16 protein-coding genes and 2 pseudogenes are annotated in these 16,896 nt (G+C 72.0%); 8 read left to right on the forward strand and 10 right to left on the reverse strand.

All coding sequences use genetic code 11. The features are described from left to right. Positions 1–15: 15 nt before the first annotated feature. Together ACZ5CZ_RS18745 and ACZ5CZ_RS18750 are read left to right on the forward strand one after the other, a co-directional pair. Entirely contained in the window at positions 16–612 is a 597-nt protein-coding gene (locus ACZ5CZ_RS18745; RefSeq protein WP_468944034.1) for an RNA polymerase sigma factor, read from the forward strand. Between the two features lie 187 nt (positions 613–799). After that, positions 800–1,705: a MerR family transcriptional regulator gene (locus tag ACZ5CZ_RS18750; protein ID WP_385846486.1), complete on the forward strand. Its 906-nt coding sequence runs from the start codon at positions 800–802 to the stop codon at positions 1,703–1,705. 36 nt (positions 1,706–1,741) lie between these two features. On the opposite strand, the gene ACZ5CZ_RS18755 is transcribed toward ACZ5CZ_RS18750, so the two are convergent. After that, positions 1,742–3,115, reverse strand: coding sequence for a cryptochrome/photolyase family protein (locus tag ACZ5CZ_RS18755; RefSeq protein ID WP_468944036.1), 1,374 nt, complete (start codon positions 3,113–3,115; stop codon positions 1,742–1,744). Positions 3,116–3,312: 197 nt separating this feature from the next. On the opposite strand from ACZ5CZ_RS18755, the pseudogene ACZ5CZ_RS18760 reads away from it, so the two are divergent. Further along, positions 3,313–3,516: pseudogene (locus tag ACZ5CZ_RS18760) on the forward strand (FAD-dependent oxidoreductase); the annotation flags it as partial. A 167-nt stretch (positions 3,517–3,683) separates the two neighbouring features. Here ACZ5CZ_RS18760 and ACZ5CZ_RS18765 read toward each other — a convergent pair. Beyond that, entirely contained in the window at positions 3,684–4,910 is a 1,227-nt protein-coding gene (locus tag ACZ5CZ_RS18765) for an MFS transporter (RefSeq protein ID WP_468944039.1), read from the reverse strand. Positions 4,911–5,000: 90 nt separating this feature from the next. Between ACZ5CZ_RS18765 and ACZ5CZ_RS18770 the strand changes: the two genes are divergently transcribed. Next, positions 5,001–5,762, forward strand: coding sequence for a DeoR/GlpR family DNA-binding transcription regulator (locus ACZ5CZ_RS18770; RefSeq protein WP_468944041.1), 762 nt, complete (start codon positions 5,001–5,003; stop codon positions 5,760–5,762). 160 nt (positions 5,763–5,922) lie between these two features. Here the strand turns inward: ACZ5CZ_RS18770 and ACZ5CZ_RS18775 are convergent, their stop codons facing one another. The 3 genes and pseudogenes from ACZ5CZ_RS18775 to ACZ5CZ_RS18785 all read right to left on the reverse strand — a co-directional run bounded on the left by ACZ5CZ_RS18775 (position 5,923) and on the right by ACZ5CZ_RS18785 (position 8,595). Continuing rightward, a complete protein-coding gene (locus ACZ5CZ_RS18775) occupies positions 5,923–7,173 on the reverse strand; it encodes an alpha/beta hydrolase family protein (protein ID WP_468944044.1) in 1,251 nt (416 codons plus the stop codon). Between the two features lie 509 nt (positions 7,174–7,682). Beyond that, a pseudogene (locus ACZ5CZ_RS18780) lies at positions 7,683–7,771 on the reverse strand (IS5/IS1182 family transposase); the annotation flags it as partial. Between the two features lie 44 nt (positions 7,772–7,815). Continuing rightward, positions 7,816–8,595, reverse strand: a complete 780-nt coding sequence (locus ACZ5CZ_RS18785) for an NAD(P)H-dependent oxidoreductase (protein WP_468944047.1) — start codon at positions 8,593–8,595, stop codon at positions 7,816–7,818. Between the two features lie 139 nt (positions 8,596–8,734). Between ACZ5CZ_RS18785 and ACZ5CZ_RS18790 the strand changes: the two genes are divergently transcribed. Next, on the forward strand, positions 8,735–9,583 hold the full coding sequence (locus ACZ5CZ_RS18790) for a helix-turn-helix transcriptional regulator (RefSeq protein ID WP_468944049.1): 849 nt from the start codon (positions 8,735–8,737) through the stop codon (positions 9,581–9,583). Between the two features lie 293 nt (positions 9,584–9,876). On the opposite strand, the gene ACZ5CZ_RS18795 is transcribed toward ACZ5CZ_RS18790, so the two are convergent. Further along, positions 9,877–10,422, reverse strand: coding sequence for a hypothetical protein (locus ACZ5CZ_RS18795; protein WP_385846458.1), 546 nt, complete (start codon positions 10,420–10,422; stop codon positions 9,877–9,879). 213 nt (positions 10,423–10,635) lie between these two features. Here ACZ5CZ_RS18795 and ACZ5CZ_RS18800 point away from each other — a divergent pair, with 213 nt between their 5' ends. Further along, complete coding sequence (locus ACZ5CZ_RS18800) at positions 10,636–11,829, forward strand: serine hydrolase domain-containing protein (RefSeq protein WP_468944052.1); 1,194 nt, start codon at positions 10,636–10,638, stop codon at positions 11,827–11,829. Positions 11,830–11,870: 41 nt separating this feature from the next. Beyond that, a complete protein-coding gene (locus ACZ5CZ_RS18805; RefSeq protein WP_468944054.1) occupies positions 11,871–12,836 on the forward strand; it encodes an SDR family oxidoreductase in 966 nt (321 codons plus the stop codon). A 44-nt stretch (positions 12,837–12,880) separates the two neighbouring features. Here the strand turns inward: ACZ5CZ_RS18805 and ACZ5CZ_RS18810 are convergent, their stop codons facing one another. After that, positions 12,881–13,915 carry a helix-turn-helix transcriptional regulator gene (locus tag ACZ5CZ_RS18810; protein ID WP_468944056.1) on the reverse strand — a complete coding sequence of 345 codons (1,035 nt, stop codon included), beginning with the start codon at positions 13,913–13,915 and terminating at the stop codon, positions 12,881–12,883. 242 nt (positions 13,916–14,157) lie between these two features. Between ACZ5CZ_RS18810 and ACZ5CZ_RS18815 the strand changes: the two genes are divergently transcribed. Further along, on the forward strand, positions 14,158–14,646 hold the full coding sequence (locus ACZ5CZ_RS18815) for a hypothetical protein (RefSeq protein ID WP_468944058.1): 489 nt from the start codon (positions 14,158–14,160) through the stop codon (positions 14,644–14,646). A gap of 587 nt (positions 14,647–15,233) precedes the next feature. Here the strand turns inward: ACZ5CZ_RS18815 and ACZ5CZ_RS18820 are convergent. The 3 genes from ACZ5CZ_RS18820 to ACZ5CZ_RS18830 form a co-directional block, all read right to left on the reverse strand. Continuing rightward, positions 15,234–15,479, reverse strand: coding sequence for a DUF5133 domain-containing protein (locus tag ACZ5CZ_RS18820; RefSeq protein ID WP_468944061.1), 246 nt, complete (start codon positions 15,477–15,479; stop codon positions 15,234–15,236). A 128-nt stretch (positions 15,480–15,607) separates the two neighbouring features. Next, positions 15,608–15,832 (reverse strand): helix-turn-helix domain-containing protein, encoded by a 225-nt coding sequence (locus ACZ5CZ_RS18825; RefSeq protein ID WP_385846466.1) that lies wholly within the window; start codon positions 15,830–15,832, stop codon positions 15,608–15,610. A 121-nt stretch (positions 15,833–15,953) separates the two neighbouring features. Then, positions 15,954–16,751, reverse strand: a complete 798-nt coding sequence (locus ACZ5CZ_RS18830) for a restriction endonuclease (protein ID WP_468944065.1) — start codon at positions 16,749–16,751, stop codon at positions 15,954–15,956. Positions 16,752–16,896 lie beyond the last annotated feature (145 nt).

Raw genomic sequence — 16,896 nt, forward strand, 5'->3', positions numbered from 1 at the left:
CAAGGAGCAGGCCACATGACCGCACCGGCTGTCACCGAAGCCGCACCCGCGCCCACGGCGGACCCGGAGACCGAGCTGGCCTCGCGTTTCGCGGCGGGGGACGAGGACGTCATGGAGACGGTCTACCGCCGCTGGGGTCCCCTCGTCCTGTCGCTGGCGCGGCGGTCGCTGGGGGACGGTGCGGAAGCCGAGGACGTCACCCAGACGGTGTTCCTCGCCGCCTGGCGGGGCCGCCACGGCTACCTTCCGGGCCGTGGGCCGCTGCCCGCCTGGCTCGTGGGCATCGCACGGCGCAAGATCGCCGACGCGTTGTCCGCCCGCACCCGGCGTGCCGACGCCGCCGCGGCGGCGGCGCGTGCATCGGCCTGTGTCCCGGACCCGTCGTACGCGCAGGACGCGGCCCTGAACCGTGTGGACGTCACCCGCGAGCTGCGGCGCCTGCCCGAGGCCCAGCGGCGGGTGCTCTGCCTGGCGTTCTACGGCGACCTGACGCAGACCCAGATCGCCGACGTCACCGGATGGCCGCTGGGTACGGTCAAGAGCCACGCCCGGCGCGGTCTCCTGCGCCTCGGCCGGAGTCTGACGGTCGAGCCGGGGGAGCGGGCAGGCTGACCGGACGGCTCGCGGGTGCGGCTCCCCTTCGGCTCGCCGCAGACCGTGAACTCGCCGGGGACCGTGAAGAGGGGAACACTTGACCGCCGTGAACTCCGCCGAGCAGCCTTCCGACAAGCAGCCCGCCGTGCCGGGCGATGCCGGTCTGAGCACCGGAGTACTGGCCCGCCGCCTCGGCGTGTCGCCCATGACCCTGCGCTCCTGGGACCGACGCTACGGCATCGGACCGACCGTACGCACCGAGGGCGGCCACCGCCGCTGGACGGCGGCGGACGTGCTGACGGTCGAGGAGATGTGCCGGCTGACGGCGACCGGCATCCCGCCCGCCGACGCGGCCCGTGCCGCCCGTACGGCCACCGCCGCCCCGTCCGTCCCGGCCGAGGCCGCCGCTCCCGCACCCCCACCACCCGCGGGGCGGTCACGGGCCGCCGGCGCGCTGCCGCTCGGTGACGTCCGTCAGGAGTGCCGCGGCCTGGCGCGCGCCGCCGTACGGCTGGACGCCCCCGCGCTCGACGAGCAGCTCGCCGCCGCCGTCGAGCGCCACGGCCTCGTCGTCGCCTGGCAGGAGGTGATGGTGCCCACCCTGCACGCCGTAGGACGCCGCTGGGCCTCCTCCGGTGACCGGTACGTGGAGGTGGAGCACCTGCTGTCCTGGCATGTCTCCACCGTGCTGCGCCGCAGCGCGCCGCCCGCCGTCCCCGCGGCCTCCGCCGCGGCCGGCTGCGTCCTGCTGGCCTGCGTCCCCGGCGAACAGCACACCCTGCCCCTGGAAGCGCTGCACGCGGCGCTCGGCCGGGAGGGCCTGCCGGTGCGGATGCTGGGCGCCGCGGTGCCCGCCGAGGCGCTGGACGCGGCGGTACGCCGGCTCGGCCCGGCCGCGGTCGTGCTGTGGGCCCAGGGGAGCGCGAGTGCAGACCCGGCCCTGGCCCGCCATGTCGCCGCGCTCCGCTGGGGCATGAAGGGGACCCGGCGTGGTCCGGCGGTGCTGCTGGGCGGACCCGGGTGGAGCCCCTCCCGGCCCGCGGGCGTTCTCAGGCCGGCCGGGCTGGCGCAGGCGGTGGAGGCGCTGCGGGCCCTGTCCACCAGGGGGTGAGCGGACGGCCACCGCGAGCGGACCGACAGGGGAGGTTCAGGTTCGCTCTCGGGCCCGCTTGAAGCGTTCCAGACCCTCGGCCAGGGACACCACCGGCTCGGGGTAACCGGTCCTGGAGCGCTCCTGCGGGGGGAGTTTCCACGGTTCGTGCACGGTGGCCCCCGGCACGTCCGCGAGTTCCTCCACCCAGCGCCGTACATACGCTCCGTCCGGGTCGTACCGCTTGCCCTGGGCGACGGGGTTGAGCACCCGGTTGGGCCGGGTGTCGGTGCCGGTGCCCGCCATCCACTGCCAGTTCAGCTGGTTGTTCGCCACGTCGCCGTCGACGAGCAGGCCGAGGAAGTGCCGGGCCCCGACCCGCCAGTCGACGTACAGCGTCTTGGTGAGGAAACTCGCCGTCAGCAGCCGGCCCCGGTTGTGCATCCAGCCCTCCTGGCGCAGCTGCCGCATCGCCGCGTCCACCATCGGGTAGCCGGTACGGCCCTCCCGCCATGCCTCGGCATCCGCCTCCGCCGTCATGCCGGCGCGCCACCGGTCGCGGCGCGTGCGGTAGTCGTGCGCCGCGGCGTCGGGGCGTGCGGCGAGCACCTGGCGGTTGAAGTCGCGCCAGGCGATCTGCCGTACGAACGCCTCCGCCCCCGCCCCGCCGGCCCTGCGCGCCCGGTGCACCACCTCGACCGGGGACACGGTGCCGAAGTGCAGGTGGGGGGAGAGCCGGGAGGTGGCGTCGCCCGCCAGGTCGTCGTGTCGTGCCTCGTAGCCGGCCACGCCGGAGCGCAGCCACGCGGTGAGCCTGCGCCGCCCCACCGTCTCGCCGCCCGCGCACAGTCCGGGGGACACGCCGCTCACCTCGCCACGCTCCGGCAGCGCGGCCGAACCCACATCCTCCGGCACGCTGACCCTGCGCGGCGCGTCCAGCACATCCCGCAGGCCGTGTTCGGTCCAGCGCCGGTAGTACGGCGTGAACACCGCGAAGTGGTCGGAGGAGGCCGGCGTCACTGCCCCCGGGGCCACGGCGGTGCTCACCGTGTCGTGTACGTACAGGCGCCGCCCGTCGGCCTCCAGCGCCCGGCGCAGCCGCCGTTCGCGGGCCTGCGCGAAGGCGCTCACGTCGGCGGCCATGTGCACCTCGTCGGCGTCCGCCTCGGCGGCCACCCGGCACACCTGCGTGACGGTGTCGCCCTCGCGCAGCACCAGCCGGCCGCCCCGCTCACGCAGCCGGGCATCGAGGTCCCGCAGGCAGTCGGCGAGGAACGCGAGCCGGTTCGGCGCGGCGAACTCCGCTGCGTCGACGGCCGGGTCCCGCACGAACAGCGGTACCACCCGGCCTCCTCCCTGCACTGCGGCGTGCAGCGGCGGGTGGTCGGACAGGCGCAGATCACAGGTGAACACGACGACCGAGGTCTGCATGGGGGCTCACTTCCGCTTCCGGTGAGGTGACTCTCGGATGGTTTCGCATCGTCGGCCGGTGGCGGATGCGGCGGGCCGCCGGCGGCCCCGTTCGGGTGCGTGCGCATCCGCGGGGGCGGCCGGCGGGGAAGTGTCCGGGAAGACGCCGGAGCGACGGTTCCGTGGGGGAAGCGCCGCTTGAGGAACGAGGAGAGGTGGTGGCCGTGCCGGGTGGATCGGTGGCCGCGGACGTCGTCGTGGTGGGTGCCGGGGTCGCCGGGCTCGCGTGTGCCCACGACCTGGCCGTCGCCGGGCTCGACGTCACGGTGCTGGAGGCGGACGACGCGGTCGGCGGACGGATGCGCGCCGACCGGGTGGACGGGTTCACGGTGGACCGCGGCTTCCCGTGCGTGGACCCGGCCAGGGATTCAAGCGTCCAGTAGTCCGCAGTCTGCGCGGCCGACGGCGGTGTCAGGGCGGGGGCCTCCTTGCGGTGACCCATAGCCCGTACCACTCCTCGTGGGGGCGGTCCGGCTCGCGCAGCGCAGCGTCCCGGCACCCGGCGATGCGCCCGGCAACAACCTCCTGGTCAGCGGGCACTGTTCGCCGAGGCGGGTGTCGGGCCGGCCGCGGGCGTGCCGGGGGTGGTGGTGCGCAGGACCCCGGCGGTCGCGGCAGTGGCGGCGCACATCAAGGTGAGCAGCAGGAAGGCGTGGTTGAGGGCGGTGACGTGGGTGAGCCAGCCGATGACGGCGGGGCCGGCGAGCATGCCGAGGTAGCCGAGTGCGGCGACGCGGGAGACGTTGGCTCCTGCGGCGGCGGGGTCGGCGTGGCCGGCGGCGCTGAGCAGCTGGGGAACGCAGCCGGACAGGCCGAGGCCGAACAGCGCCCATCCTGCGAAGGCCGCCCACACCCAGGGGGTCAGGGCGGCGACGGTGATGCCGACGGCCGCGGTGAGCGCACCGTAGCGCAGGACCGCCATCGAGCCGTAGCGGGTCACGATCCCGTCGGCGAGCAGGCGGCCGGTGGTCATCGCGGCGGCGTAGGTGCCGTACGCGCATGCCGCGGTGCTCGCGGGCGTGCCGAGGACGTCCTTGAGGTGCAGAGCGCTCCAGTCGTTGGCCGCGCCTTCGCACAGCATGACCATCAGCGCGAGGACGGCGAAGATCCGGATCCGGCGGCGGACGTTGCCGGTGCCGCTGGCCGCAGGGGCTTTGGCGGTGCCGCTTCCGGCGTGGTCGGCTTCGGCGGGCGGTGTGGTGGCGGGCAGCAGGCTGCCGGCGGTGAACAGGGCGGTGGCGAGGCCCGCGGCGCCGAGCAGGGCGAGGGTGGCGGTCGGGCCGAGGCCGGCAGCGGTGGCCGCGGCGGCGGCCAGGGCGGCGATCACTCCGCCGACGGAGAAGGTGGCGTGGAAGCCGGACATGACCGGCCGCCCGTAGGCCTTCTCCACGTGGACGGCGTGGGCGTTCATGCTCACGTCCAGGCAGCCGTTGGTGAACCCGAAGACCACCAGCGCGACGGCCAGCGTCCACGGGTTCGGCGCGAGACCGGGCAGCACCAGCGACCCGGCGCACAGGGCTCCGGACGCGGGGACGACGACGCGGGCGCCGAGGCGGTCGGTGATGCGGCCGGCAGCCTGCATGCCTGCGAAGGCACCGAGGCCGAGCAGCGCGAGCAGGCCGCCGAGGGTGGCGTGACTGATGCCTACGCGCGTTTCGAGGGCGGGGATGTGGACGACCCATGCGCCCATGAGGGTGCCGCAGAGAACGAAGTAGACGTAGGTCGCCACGCGGGCGGCCCGGAGGGAGGGTTTCATGCCCTCGACCCTAACGAACATATTCAATGTTCGAAACTCATCTAACGAACATCATTGTTGTGCGTTGAGTGGATGGGGTTCAATCTCGGTATGAACACCGCGGAGCGTCACACCCTGATCGCCGAGACCGTCCGGGACGCCGGCAGCGCGACCGTCCTCGAACTCGCCGAACTCACCGCCGCCTCCGAGATGACCATCCGGCGGGACCTCGACACCCTGGCAGCCCAGGGCATTCTGGAACGCTTCCGCGGCGGTGCCCGCACCCTGCTCCTGCGCGGCGAGGAACCGCCGTTCGCGCTGCGCGCCCGCGAGGCCGTCGACGCCAAGCGCCGGATCGCCGCCGCCGTCTCCGCGCTGATCACCGACGGCGAGACCGTGCTCCTCGACAGCGGAACGACCTGCCTGGAGGTGGCCCGTCTGCTGCGCGAACGCCCCGTGACCGTGATGCCGCTGTCCCTGCCCGCCGTGCACGTCTTCGGGGACACCCCCGGACCGGCCACCCTCCTTGTCCCCGGTGGCCGCCCCCGCGCCGCCGAAGGCGCCCTCACCGGCCCCCTGGCCCTCGCCTCGATCTCCGCCCTGCGCTTCGACACCGCCGTCCTCGGCTGCTGCGGCCTCGGCGCCGCTGACGGTCTGACCGCCTACGACCTCGACGACGCCACCGTCAAGAAGGCCGCCATGGCCGCCGCCCGCCGTACGATCGTGGCCGCCGACAGCGGCAAACTCGGCCGCACCGCCTTCGCCCACGTCGGCCCCGTACGACTCCTGCACACCCTCGTCACCGACACCGGCGCCCCCGCCGATCAGATCACCGCACTCGAAGCGGCAGGCACCACGGTCACCACCGTCTGACGACGGCCCTGGGCAGGCGGCAGCTTTCCGGGCGGGCACTCATCTGCTGCCGACACCTCTCCGGCAGGCGTGACGAGGATCCGCCGTCACGGCACTTTCCGGGCTGAGATGGAGGTAGTAGCGCCGGGCGAGTGTCAGTCCGCCTGGCGACAGCTGGGCCTCAGTGTCCGGCGAGGGTGTCGAACCAGGTGCGGATGAGGGGGTAGGAGACCAGCGCCGAGCCGTTGTGGTCGGCGGCGCCCGCGTCCATCACCGGCGCGTCGACCCCGGCAGCCGCCAACTGGGCTTTGCAGCTGAGGGTGTTGGCAGGTGCCACATCCCGGTCGCCGCCCGCGTCGTAGAGCCGGACCGGTACGTGCGGGGCCCACTGGCAGACGCTGTCCGCCACCCGGAACATCTGCGCCAACTTCCCGGTCGGATGTTGGAGTTGCCGCAGGAAGGCGGGGGTGAACAGCTGCCGCAGGCTGTCCGGGAGGGCGGCGGCCACCTGCGGGTCGGTGTGCTCGCCGTCGAACAGGTCCGTGACGGTGCGGTCGTAGGGCGCCTGGAAGGCGTCGGAGGGCGAGCCGTAGAGCCGATGCAGCCGGTTCCACGCGACCACCATGTCCGAGGCGTAGAACGTGGCATGTGTGCCGAGAAGTCGGCCGTCGAGGGCGGCCGGTAGCTCGCTGCCCGTCAGGTCGTACGGTCCGCTCACCGGGGCCAGTGCGGTCAGCCGGTACCCGGGGACCTGCCCGTGCTGCAACGCCCGCCCGATGCTCATCGCGGCCGCCCCACCCTCGGAGAAGCCGGTCACCAGCACCCTGCCGTCGGCGCGCATGCCGTGCCGGGCCTCGACCTCCCGGGCGGCGACCAGCAGGTCGGTCGAGGCCGTGGTCTCCGAGGGCGCGTCCAGGTACGGGTGGGTGCCGGGCCCGACTCCCAGCCCGAGGTAGTCCGGTGCCACCGCGGCGAAGCCGTCCCCGGCGAACATCACAGCCGCCGCGCGGTTGGGCCCGTCCGCCACTGACGGAGCCTCACCTCGGTAGGCCATGGTGCCGTGCGCGTACTCGACGGTGGTCAGTGCGCGCGGCCCCGGATCACGCGGGAGCGCCACCAGCCCGCTCGCGGTGGTGGGCCGACCCTTCGGGGTGACGGTCCGGTAGACCACGCGCTCCAGCTCGACCCCGCCCCGTTCGGCCGGGGTGACGAAGCCGGCGTCCCGGACACTGTTGGTGGCCTGCCGGCTGTCCAGCAAGGCGAGCGGGGTGACCGAGACCACGGTGCCGCGGTGCGCCCGGCCGGCGCCCAGGTCGGCCGCCGTCGCGGTGGCGCTGCCGGCCCCGGCGGTCAGGCAGAGGACGGCGGCGCCTGCGGACAGCCGCAGGGCGGTGCGGCGGCGCGACTGCTGCTTCGGTATGGGGTCGGTCATCGAAGTCTGCCCTTCGTTCGGTTGCGCTGCCGGGGGTCTTCCGGTGCCCCCTACGCTTCCAGCGGGGCGAGCCGCGAACGAGGGAGCTGCCGGGAGTGTTGGGGTGGGGACAACCCCCGGTACCTCCGGGGCAGAACGAGACCACCGTGCCGAGCTGACGCCAGGAGGGGGGTGACCACCCCCAGGACGAACCGGTCGAGCACGCCCTCGGTCGATCCCGTGGCGGACTGACCAGCGAAATCCACCGTGCCTGCGACGGCAAAGGACGCCCGCTCGCGATCCTGCTGACGCACGGCCAACGCCACGACAGCATCTGCGCACGCCCGCTACTCGAACGCATCCGAGTTCCCCGCACCGGCCTGGGCCGACCACGCTGCAAACCCGACCAGACCTCCAGGATTCGACCGGCAGCTGGGAGCCGTCCGGGGCATCGCGCGGCAGGGTGCCCGTAAGAGATGGCCCGATGCCGTCAGGCTCCTTGCAGCCGCGACAGCGGGCAAAAGCACGCTTGCGATGGCCTCCTGAGTCCGATGGTGATCGGCCCACCACGACCGCGGACCGGATCGGCCGGCATCGGCGGCTCGATCCGGTCCCACATCGCGTCAGTGATCACTCACCCGACGGGCACATCCGATGCGCGGCTCAGCCGCGCACATGCAGCCCGAAACCTGTACGGCCCGCGGGCTCCAGCCCCTCCTTCAGGTGCAGGGAGGGGATCTCGTAGTCACCGAAGTTCTGCCGCCGGAACGCGATCGGCTCGGTCGACTCCAGGGTGAGCAGGCGCTCTTCCCAGGCCTTGGCGACGTCCGGATAGTCCTCCTCGCCTATCCGGTCGGTGCCGAACAGTACGAACGGTGGCAGCACCTCGATGCCCGGGTAGTAGAGGATGCCGTGCTGGATCGGGAAGAGCAGATCGTCGATGGGGCCGTTGATCCCGCGGGCGGCGTAGTGCGATTCGGGGCCGCCGACGGTCACCGACAGCAGGGCCTTCCTGCCGGCGAGGGTGCCTTCGCCGAAGCGCTCGCCGTACTTGGTGTCGCTGTGCTCGCCGACGCCGTACGCGAAGCGGTAGGTGAAGACCCGGTCCACCCAGCCTTTGAGGATCGCGGGCATGCTGTACCACCACAGCGGGAACTGGAAGATGATCATGTCGGCCCACAGCAGCTTCTCCTGCTCGGCGACGACGTCCGGGGTGAGTGTCCCGGCCTGGAAGGCCCGGCCGGAATCCGCGGCGACCCTCAGCGGCGTCGAGGCGTTGGGGCCGTAGTCCGTGGCGTCCACGACCGCCTTCCAGTTCATCGCGTAGAGATCGCTCACCCGCACCTCGTGCCCGGCGCTCTCCAGCGTGGACACCGCGAGATTCTTCAGCGAGCTGTTGAGCGACTTCGGCTCAGGGTGGGCGTGGACGATCAGCGTCTTCATGACGGGCTCCTTCGGATCGGATGCCTTCGATCCTGGACGCGGTGGCGTCCGGCGTTCAGGGACGCTTCGTCCATCGGACTGGTCTTCCTGGTACTGGCAGGGCCACCTTCACGGGCAGCGCCGAGGCCATACTGGAGGCATGGACGATCTTGCGGGCTTTCTCCGGACCAGGCGCGCGCGCGTCGACCCGGCCGCCGCCGGTATCCCCGCCGGCAGCCGCCGCCGGGTCCAGGGGCTGCGCCGTGAAGAGGTCGCGCACCTGTCCGGGGTCAGCGTCGACTACTACATACGCCTGGAACAGGGCCGCGCGACCCAGCCGTCCGAACAGGTCCTCGACGCGCTCGCCCGCGTCCTCGGTCTGGACGAGACCGAACGCGGGCACCTCGAGCGGCTCGCCCGGCAGCGCCGCCGCCGTACGAAGGCACCGAGCGGCCGGGTCCGGCCGGAACTGCTGCGCGTGCTCGGTCTGGTCACCGACGCACCCGCGCTGATCATGGACCACCGCCTGGACGTGCTCGCGGGCAACCGCCTCGCCGGGCTCCTGTTCGGCAAGCCGATACCCGGCCTGAACATCGCCCGGCACATCTTCCTCGAGGAGGCCGAGCGCGGCCTGTACGCGGACTGGGAGACATGCACCCTCGACGTGGTCGGGCACCTGCGCCTGGCCGCCGGCACATACCCCGACGACCCCCGCCTGACCTCGCTCGTCGGCGAACTGGCGATGGGCAGCGAGCGCTTCCGCCGCCTGTGGGCCCGCGCCGACGTACGCGCCCGCACCCATGGACGCAAGGCCTACCGGCACCCGCTGGTCGGACTCCTCGAACTGCACCAGGAGAACTTCGCGCTGCCCGACGAATCGGGCATGGAGTTGCTGGTGCTGTCCGCGGTTCCCGGGAGCCCCGCCGAGGACGGACTGCGCCTGCTCGCGAGCCTGGACGCGGACAGCGGTGACGTGCCTCGCGCAGTGAACGCCGAGGTCCGCGAGTAGCCCTGAGCCGTGGGGCGGTGCCGTCGACGCGTGGCACGCTTTCGGCGGTCCGGGGCGTTCCGGGGACGGAACGGGACCGCGCGGTGGTACGGCATCGGCATCGACCGCGTCGCCGTACGACGGCAGCCGGCCGCACACGGCCGCCCGCGCCCGCGCGGCCTCCCCCGGTCCTGCGCGACCCGGCCGGCCTCGCCGCCGAAGCGACCGTGTGCGCTCGGTTGCCGAAGGACGTGGCCTGCGGTGACAACCTCAGCGCAGACAGGTCTGCTCGTGCGGGAGAGGAGTCACGCAGGTCAGACGTCGGTCTCGTGCTCGGGTCCGGGCGCGTCGCCGATGGCGACGCGCAGGTCGTGCATGCCTTGGATGATGTCGATGAGGGCTTCTTCCGCTCCGCTCAGAGCCCGGCGGGTTCCCTCCACGTCACCTTGGTCGGCGTGGACTTGGGCGCTGAGGGTGTACAGCGCCGTCATGGCGGCGGCGAAGGACGCCTCCTGGCCCGGAGGGGTGTCCTCTGCGTCGGATTCCGAGACTTGCATGGCGGTGCGTTGCAGTCTGTTGCTCAGGACGTTGACCGCAAGGCTGGGGTCGGAGCCGAGCTGGTCCGTCCAGCCGAGCATGGTGTCGAGGACGTCCTCGATCTCTCCTTCCTCGGTCAGGCGGGTGGCGGTGGTGATCTCCGCCTCTGTCTTGGCCAGCAGATTGCCCAGCAGCCGCAGACGGTCCGATTGCTGTGCTCCCTCGGGCCGTGCCTTGGGATCCGTCGCCGGTACGGCCCCGAGAGCGACCAATGCTGCGTAGATCTGCTCAGCACTCGCCGGATGCTCGCTTTTGATCGTCACCCTCTTAGCTTCGCGCCCCGAGGGCCCCGGCGCCCGCCCACACACGCCGGAGGCCTGCGACTGTGCTGATCGATTCCGAGCTGCTCACCGGCGCGCCGCGTGGTGGCAGGTCAGCGTCAGACCGGTAACAACCCGCTCCGGGGGATACCCCCCGTTGTGATCTTGGGGTGCGCCGGATCGTGCCCTCCGCGGGGGCGAAACTAGCGTTCGGCCATGGGTTCGATTCTGCGAAAGCGCCTCGCCATCGCCACCGTCACCGCCTTCGGTGTCGCTACGCTGCTCACCTCCTGCTCGGGTACCCCCGCTGCCCAGCCTGCCCCTCGCTCCGCTGCGGAGCAGCTCCGCAAGGACGCCGCAACGATCCACCACCTCGGTGTCAGCGGTGTGCAGGCCCGCGTCGTTGCGCCCGACGGCCGGCAGTCCGTCGCCACCAGCGGCACCGCCGACGTGAACACCGGCCGCCCGGTCACGTCCGACGGCTACTTCCGCATGGCCAGCACCTCCAAGACGCTGGTTGCCACTGTGGTCCTGCAACTGGAGGCCGAGGGCAGGCTGTCCCTGGACGACACGGTCGACCACTGGCTGCCCGGGGTGGTGCGCGGTCACGGCAACGACGGCAGCCGGGTCACCATCCGCCGACTGCTCCAGCACACCAGCGGTATCCACGACGCCCTGCCCGGATACACCACGCCCAAGGAGTACTACCAGCAGCGCCACCGCGTCCACGAGCCCGAGCAGCTGATCGACCTCGCCATGGCCCACAAGCCGGATTTCCCGCCCGGCGAGGGCTGGACATACTCCAACACCAACTACGTCCTGCTCGGCATGATCATCCAGAAGGTCACCGGCCACCCCGCCCACCAGGAGATCGACATCCGCATCCTGCGCCCGCTGGGCCTGGACCAGACCCGGTGGATGGGGACCTCGCCCAGCCTGCCCCGGCCCCATGCCCAGGCCTACCAGTTCTTCGGCCCCGGCTCCCGGGTGGATGTCACCGACCAGATACCGGTGGATCACGAGAACCTTTCGTGGGTCACGACCACGCGGGACGAGAACCGTTTCTTCCGCGCGCTGCTCGGCGGCCGCCTCCTTCCGGCACGGCAGCTGGCGAAGATGAAGCAGACCGTCCCCGTGAGCGGGGAGGTCCAACGGCTGTGGCCCGGCGGCCGATACGGGCTCGGCCTGGTCGAACGCCCCCTCAGCTGCGGAGGGACCTACTGGGGCCATGAGGGCGGGGACGGCGGCTACATCACCCTCAACGGCGTCACCGACGACGGCAGGCGAAGCGCGGTGGTCTCCATGTCCGAGGCCCGCGGCGACACCGCGCAGCACATAGTGGCGCAGGAGAACGCGGCCAGCGCCCTGATCGACCACGCACTGTGTGCCCGGGCGCCCGGCACTCGGTAAGGGTGACAGGATCTGTCACCTTGGGCGTGCACCGTGGTGGCATGGAGAAGAACAAGGACACCAACAGCGAGGGCATCAGCCAGCAGAGTCCGCTCGCCGGCCGGATCGCGCTCGTCGCCGGGGCCACACGCGGCGCCGGACGTGCTCTCGCCGTCGAACTCGGCCGTGCCGGTGCCACCGTCTACGTCACCGGCCGCACCACCCGCGCCCACGTCAGTGAGGTCGGCCGGACCACGGAGACCATCGAGGAGACCGCGGAGCTGGTCACGCAGGCCGGCGGCACCGGTGTCGCCGTACCCACCGATCATCTGGACGAGGACCAGGTACGGGCTCTCGTCGACAGGATCGACCGCGACCAGGGGCGGCTCGACATCCTGGTCAACGACCTGTGGGGCGGCGAGCACCTGCTCGTCGGCTCCGTCTTCGGCAAGAAGAGCTGGCAGACGCCGCTCGCCGACGGCCTGCGCATCCTGGAGCTGGGCGTACGCTCCCACGTGATCACCGCGGCACTCGCCCTGCCGCTGCTGGTCCGCTCGGACGCGCCGCTGCACGTCGAGGTCACCGACGGTACGGCGGTCTCCAACCGCCGGTACCGCGAGAACCTGTACTACGACCTGGCGAAGAACGCACCGATCCGGATCGCCTTCGGGCTGGGAGAGGAACTGGCGGAGTACGGGGGCACGGCGGTCGCCGTCACGCCGGGCTTCCTGCGCTCGGAGCAGATGCTCACCCACTTCGGCGTCACGGAGGACAACTGGCGGGACGCCGTCGCCCAGGAACCGGACTTCGCCATCGCCGAGTCGCCGCACTACCTCGCCCGCGCGGTCGCCGCGCTCGCCGCCGACCCGGACCGGGCGGCCCGCTGGAACGGCAAGTCCACCTCCAGCGCGGAACTCGCCAGGACCTACGGCGTGCGCGATGTGGACGGCAGCCAGCCCGACGCCTGGGCGTACTTCGAGGAGGTCAGGTACGGCGGGAAGGACGCCACGGCGGACGACTACCGCTGATACGGCAGGGCGGACGACCACTGCTGATACGGCAGGGCGGACGACTACCGTCGATCCTCCGGCTCCGCACCGTACAAGGCGGCGAGGGCCCGCGCATGCTCGCGAAAGCGAGCGCGCAGGCCCTCGGGGGCCAGCACCTCCACGTCCGCGCCCAGCCCGGCCAGCTGGGCGAAGGCGACGTCCTCCGACTCCACCGGCAGGCCGAGCGTGACGCGCCCGGCGGCGTCCGGCGCGGTCGCGGACGCCAGCGCCTCGTCCACGCCGGCCGGGTCCACCACGGTGGGCAGGCGCCGCAGGCCTTGCCCGGTCACGCGCACGGTGATGGTCGTACGCAGCAGGGCCCGGGCGAATGCGGCTGCGTGCGCCTGCCAGTGGGCGGCCAGGTCGAAGGACGGGTCGCGTACGAAGGGTTCGTCGGCGCCGGGAGCAGGGGTGAGCGCCGTGACGCGGTCCACGCGGTAGGTGCGCCAGGTGCCGTCCCGGCCTGTCGGCTCACCGGGGACGCGGCCCACGACGTACCAGACCCCTGCTTTCAGGACGAGCCCGTACGGCTCCAGGAGGCGGGTCACCGTGCGGGGTGGGGTGCCGTCGCGTCCTGGCCGGGCGTAGGTCAGTTCCACGGTGCGGTCGGACCACACAGCGCGGGCCAGCTCGGGCAGCAGCTCTGGTGCCGACGGCTCGCGGAACCAGGCCGGGGCGTCGAGGTGGAAGCGGCGCACCGACGACTCGGCGGCCGCACGCAGCGACGGGAGCAGGGTGGCCGACAATTTCAGCCGGGCCGTGCCCGCCGCGTCCGACAGCCCGAGATCGCGCAGGGCTGTCGGCAGACCGGAGAGGTAGAGGGTCTCCGCCTCGGTGGGTCGGAGTGTGGTGAGCCGGGTCCGGTGGCCCGGCACGAGGTGGTATCCGCCGGCGCGGCCGCGTTCGGACCGGACGGGAACGCCCGCCTCCTGCAAGGCCTGGGCGTCGCGTATCACGGTGCGTCTGGAGACGTCCAGCTCACGGGCAAGGGCTTCGGCGGTCAGACCGGGGCTCGACTGGAGCAGGAGAGCCATGCGGATCAGGCGGGCGGCACGCATGCCTCAAGGATCGCGGACCCTGCACCCGCGACGCTCCTGCTCACGCCTGGCACACCCCACCTGCTGCCTCAACTGCCCCGGCCGCTCCGTACGGCTGTGTTCCCAGCGGCGCGGCACAGTTCCTGGGGCCGGGGATGTTCGTGAACCCTGTCCTCCGCCTCACCACCGGCGGTACGCTCAACCGCCGAAATCGCGTTCCCGGGCCTGGTCCGATCCAGGCGGCGGGGGATGGGGGGCCACCCATGAAACAGCGGGCTACTGCCAGGTACAGGGCACGGGTTGCGACCGCAGCCGCATTTACCGGAGCACTGCTGGCGGCCGGAGTCGTTACCGGCCAGGCCGCGCAGGCGAACGTCAGCTCCGGAAGCTGCCGGCTCAGCGGATACGCCTCCGAACCCGGCGGAATTCTGCTCAAGCCGTGTTCCATCGGCCTGGTATTCGAGGGATCCGACCAGATCGGCGGCGAGATCTACGTCCAGAACCCGAACCACATGCCCATCGACGTCTGTGCGCAGGTAGAACGCGTCAACGCCAATGGCACTACGTCCCAGGCATACAACCTGGAGTGTGTCGGATGGTCGAGCAGCGCCACCCAAGACGTCTACGCACCGAACTGGTGGGGGGATCCGTCGCAGGGCACCTACGTCGTCCAGGCCGGGTACTGGGCCACCATCAACGGCGTCTACGCCTACTATGGGGGCGCTCAGAGCGGCCGAATCCAGGAATTCTGACCCTTCGGGCGGCGTGTGCGCCCACTCGCAGGTCTTAGGCGGGTGGGCGGCGCTCCGCCTGGAGACGGAGACGCATCCACGACCGTGTACGGCGAGACGACCCGAGCGGGCCGTCAGCGGCCCGACCCGCTTGGCCAGCGAGCGATAGGACGGCGTCCCCGCCCATGCACGCAGTCCACCCAGCAAACCGATGAACTCGGCCAGATCAACGGCCTTGCCTGGATCAGGCATGCCTTTCCACTGCTCGCCCACAATGCCCCCCGCTGTGCGATGCCGTCCCCCTGACACCCCGAGTCTAGGAACGGGGTGTGTGGATCGGTGGGGGAAACGGGACTTCGCCCAGCGACTCGGACGAGCCAACGCGGGGGGCATCCGTAAGGGGCGTGGCGGGGCGGGCAGGCCGTGCAGCCGGCCGCCACCGGAGCCAGGAAGAGAACACGGTTGCGGGGAGGGGGCGTTCTGCCCGCCGAAGCCATCGGCGGCAGCCTCACCACCTGGTCGCGCTCCAGAGCCACTCGGCCTGGCGATGACGACGCCGGCACGGAACTCCGCTCGCCGTCCCGCTCACCGGTGGACGCGCCGGCGCGTCAGGCGGCCAGAGCCCGGCTGGCTGTGCCGGACCCCTGGCGCTCAGCTCGAAGCTGTTCCAGGAGGGCGTCGGCGGCAGCCAGGGCCTCGTCCACCGACTCGGTGCCGGTCATGGCGCACAGCCTGCGGGAGGTGTCCTCCAGATCCCGGCTCGACCGGCCTGTGGGCCGCAGGTCATGGCGGAAACGGGCCTCGGCGAAGTGGGCCAGTACGGCACGCAGTTCCCTCTCGGCAGGCAGCAGCACAGCGACAACCTTTCTCGAAACACAGGCCGTTTCACCTGGCCCGGCGACTTCCGTCTGCCCCCGCGCGGACACCGTATGCACTCTCCTGCCGCCGTCGGGCGCCGACCCCGCGCAGCCGCGGGCGGTCGTCACCCCGGCTGCCGGGAGGTGCCGGAACGCACGTCGCCCCCGCGGCTCCTGAGCGGTACGTCCGCTTCGGTGAGCACGCGATGCACGAACCCGTAGGACCGGCCGTGTGCCTCGGCTATGGCCCTGATCGACCGGCCCTCCTTGTACTCCCCGGCGAAGACTTCCGCCAGCTTCTCGCGTGCGCCACCGGTGATCCACTTACCCTTGCTCGTTGTCTTGTGCACGAAGATCTCCTCTCCGGAAGTGGGAGTGTGATCACTGGTGCCCGCATCGGCGCCTTCCATGTGACCGCCGTCGCCCTTTGTTCGGCAGGACGTCACCGCCGCGTGGCTGGGTGCGGCCGGCTCAGGAATCGGTGCCGGTCTGTTGCCATGGGCTCGGGCCGGTGCCGTGGCACCAGGCCACCAGGCCGGAGCCGTCCACGCAGACGATTCCGCACTGCCGGGCGTACTCCAGGGCAGGCTCCGTGAACTCGCTCGTCGTGACGAGCGCTGCGACATCGGCCTCGTGAATGGCGAAACAGGTACCCCCGAAGCGCTGCACGTCCTGTGAGCCGACTTTGTGGGTGCCGCCGTACTGTTTGCACTGGATGACCACGCGCCGCCCGTCCGGCGTGAGCGCGACGACGTCCGCCCCCAAATCGCCCGCGCCCCCGACCACTTCCACCTCGTGACAGCCGTTGTCGGCGCACAGGTCGGCTATGGCTCGCTCGAAAGCTTCGGGTTCCAGTCCGGTGTAGTCGGCCAAGCAGGCGTCAGTGGCCGTCGGCACCGGGTCAGCGACGTCCTCTGCCGGTTCCTCCGCCGGCGGCGCCGGCCGGCCGGCTTCCACCACCCTCGTGTCGCGCAGGTCATCGGACGCCATCTCGGCTGCTTCCTCCAGCGCCCGGGCGGCGCGGCCGGCGTAGCGGGTGACGGACGCCTTGCGCCACCGGGACCGGGACGTCAGAACGGCCCCGACGCCGAGCAGGGCCAGGGCAACGGCCCACAGGGGACGGCGCTCGACGATGCTCGCCGCGGTGCGCGCCAAGAACACCAGAACGCAGAAGATGATCGCCAGCAGTATGAAGAACAGAGCGGTGACGCGCAGATCGAACCGCCGTTCACGACCCGCACGGTGAACAGGGCGTGTCGGTATGGCCATCCCGGCTTCCTCCTGGGCAGCGAGTGAAGATCAGTGATCTACGCATGCCCCGGAACGAGCAGTCAGCAGCCGACAGTGGCGACGCCGGGCCGTACGACCCCCATGGCAAGCCCGCACACCGGCTCCGTATCGGCCCGCACACCGC

Source organism: Streptomyces sp. NPDC031418, assembly GCF_055581605.1.

Excerpts from the sequence above, each read along its gene's own strand:
- ACZ5CZ_RS18810 (WP_468944056.1), bottom strand. The coding sequence starts at position 13,915 with ATGCGTGCCGCCCGCCTGATCCGCATGGCTCTCCTGCTCCAGTCGAGC.
- ACZ5CZ_RS18830 (WP_468944065.1), bottom strand. The coding sequence starts at position 16,751 with ATGGCCATACCGACACGCCCTGTTCACCGTGCGGGTCGTGAACGGCGG.
- ACZ5CZ_RS18790 (WP_468944049.1), top strand. The coding sequence starts at position 8,735 with ATGGACGATCTTGCGGGCTTTCTCCGGACCAGGCGCGCGCGCGTCGAC.
- ACZ5CZ_RS18815 (WP_468944058.1), top strand. The coding sequence starts at position 14,158 with ATGAAACAGCGGGCTACTGCCAGGTACAGGGCACGGGTTGCGACCGCA.
- ACZ5CZ_RS18775 (WP_468944044.1), bottom strand. The coding sequence starts at position 7,173 with ATGACCGACCCCATACCGAAGCAGCAGTCGCGCCGCCGCACCGCCCTG.
- ACZ5CZ_RS18800 (WP_468944052.1), top strand. The coding sequence starts at position 10,636 with ATGGGTTCGATTCTGCGAAAGCGCCTCGCCATCGCCACCGTCACCGCC.
- ACZ5CZ_RS18765 (WP_468944039.1), bottom strand. The coding sequence starts at position 4,910 with ATGAAACCCTCCCTCCGGGCCGCCCGCGTGGCGACCTACGTCTACTTC.
- ACZ5CZ_RS18785 (WP_468944047.1), bottom strand. The coding sequence starts at position 8,595 with ATGAAGACGCTGATCGTCCACGCCCACCCTGAGCCGAAGTCGCTCAAC.
- ACZ5CZ_RS18805 (WP_468944054.1), top strand. The coding sequence starts at position 11,871 with ATGGAGAAGAACAAGGACACCAACAGCGAGGGCATCAGCCAGCAGAGT.
- ACZ5CZ_RS18755 (WP_468944036.1), bottom strand. The coding sequence starts at position 3,115 with ATGCAGACCTCGGTCGTCGTGTTCACCTGTGATCTGCGCCTGTCCGAC.
- ACZ5CZ_RS18750 (WP_385846486.1), top strand. The coding sequence starts at position 800 with ATGACCCTGCGCTCCTGGGACCGACGCTACGGCATCGGACCGACCGTA.
- ACZ5CZ_RS18770 (WP_468944041.1), top strand. The coding sequence starts at position 5,001 with ATGAACACCGCGGAGCGTCACACCCTGATCGCCGAGACCGTCCGGGAC.
- ACZ5CZ_RS18745 (WP_468944034.1), top strand. The coding sequence starts at position 16 with ATGACCGCACCGGCTGTCACCGAAGCCGCACCCGCGCCCACGGCGGAC.